At 36.7% G+C, this 1,922-nt stretch carries 1 protein-coding gene; it reads left to right on the forward strand.

Translation table 11 applies throughout. The features are described 5' to 3' along the window. Positions 1-120 precede the first annotated feature (120 nt). Positions 121-1,872 (forward strand): IS1634 family transposase, encoded by a 1,752-nt coding sequence (locus tag P7J58_RS11235; RefSeq protein ID WP_408556368.1) that lies wholly within the window; start codon positions 121-123, stop codon positions 1,870-1,872. Positions 1,873-1,922 lie beyond the last annotated feature (50 nt).

Consider the following 1,922-nt stretch of genomic DNA (forward strand, 5'->3'; position numbering starts at 1 on the left):
TCTCGAGTTTATCAGTTAATTCATTTCACAACCGCCGTTTTTGTGATAACAGCGGTATTTTTTTAACATTTTATTGATATTTTTGTTGTTGTGAACGGCAATGCATGTTATAATATATTTATGGCATTTATTCGAATTACAAAAAACAGAGAAGGCCGTAAACATGTTTATCTTGTTGAAGGATATCGTGAGAACGGAAAGTCAAAACAACGGATTCTTTATAAATATGGTTTGTTGGACGAATTGGAAGCGAAAGAACCAGGCATTCTTGAGCGATTAAAACGTGAAGCAAAGGAAAACTCACAAGCTAAGTCTGAGGAATTTCTGATTAAACTTTCTTTGAAAGATCCAATGAACAAACCTGATGAAAACATTGGTTGGAAGATTTTAGAAGATCTTTATACAACACTTAAGTTACATCAATTCTTTAAAAAGAATAAGCCGTCAAAAATGATGATGGACTTAGATGAAACGGTTAAACTACTGATTTTTCAACGAATTCTTAATCCGGGAAGTAAATATAAAACTTTCTACCACCAAGCTTCCCTATTCGGAGATTGGAATGTTCCATATAATTCAGTTTATCGGTCACTTGATATCTTAAACAGCCTTCAATCAGAAATTCAACAGCACTTACATCAAGAAGTTAGCCAATTAACGAATCGAACTGGAACCTTAGTGTTTTATGATGTTACCAATTATTTTTTTGAAATTGATGTTCCTGATGAAGATATACGCGATGAAAATGGAGACCTTCTTGTCGAGGGTCTTCGTCGAAGAGGAGCTAGTAAAGAATATAGGAAAGACCCCATTATCCAAATGGGATTATTCATGGATATGAACGGTATTCCTATCGCTTATAAACTATTTCGAGGAAACCTTACAGATCCCACCACTTATATTCCAGCAATTGAGCAAGTAAAGAAACAGTTTGGGATTGAACGGTTGGTAGTGGTCGCAGACAAAGCAATGAACAGCACAAATAACCTAAATGCCACTATAAAGAACAGTGACGGCTGGATCTTCTCGCAAAAGCACCGTGGGAAACGTGGTGCTCCGAAGGATATTCAAGAAAAAATATTGGAAGAATCTGGTTGGCAGTTTAATCAAGAGATCACTTTCGCTAAAAAGTCTTACATTCGAGAGAGAAAACTTGGGACCAAGAAGGATTCTCCGACCGTTAAAGAAAAAGTACTAATGACCTGGTCAAAGAAATATGAAGATAGAGAACGGATTCGACGTGAAGGGGCTCTTTCCTACGCCAATAAGCTAACGGATGCGGAATTGTTTCGACAAACGAGTAAGAAGGGTGGAAAGAAATACCTTGAATTGAGCTATTTGGATACGGAAACCGGAGAGGTTAAACCATTTTCGCCACTTATCCGAATTAACCAAAAAGAGGTGGAATTTGATGCTCAATTTGATGGGGTTCATGTCCTTGTGACCAGTGAGATTGAGTTGGAAGATGATGCCATATTAGAGGCCTATCAAGAATTATCTGCGATTGAGAATTGTTTCCGAATTACAAAAACAGAGTTTGAAACGAGACCAGTTTATGTACGAAAAAATGAACATATTGAAGGCCATTTCTTAACCTGCTTTATCAGTTTAGTGATGATACGCTTATTGTATTACATTACCGATAAGAAAATGAGTCCTGGTCGAATGATAGAGGGCTTAAACAGTATGTTAGCTGCAGATATGGGACAAGGGATATATAGAGTCAAGCAGAACCATGAAGCAAGTGAGTTACTTCATTTATTAGGAATCACTTGGGATCGTGGAACTGTCAGACATGAAGATATTCAAAAGTTAGGGAAAAACTGCATACACAACACAATTTATGACTCAAAAAAGCTCCCTAAACGTTGATTTGACAGCGTTTAGAGAACTTTTTTTATTTTTTAACTGATAAACTCGGG

Origin of the sequence: Streptococcus suis, assembly GCF_046032535.1 — a bacterium.
In the GTDB taxonomy this organism is placed as follows: domain Bacteria; phylum Bacillota; class Bacilli; order Lactobacillales; family Streptococcaceae; genus Streptococcus; species Streptococcus suis_AK.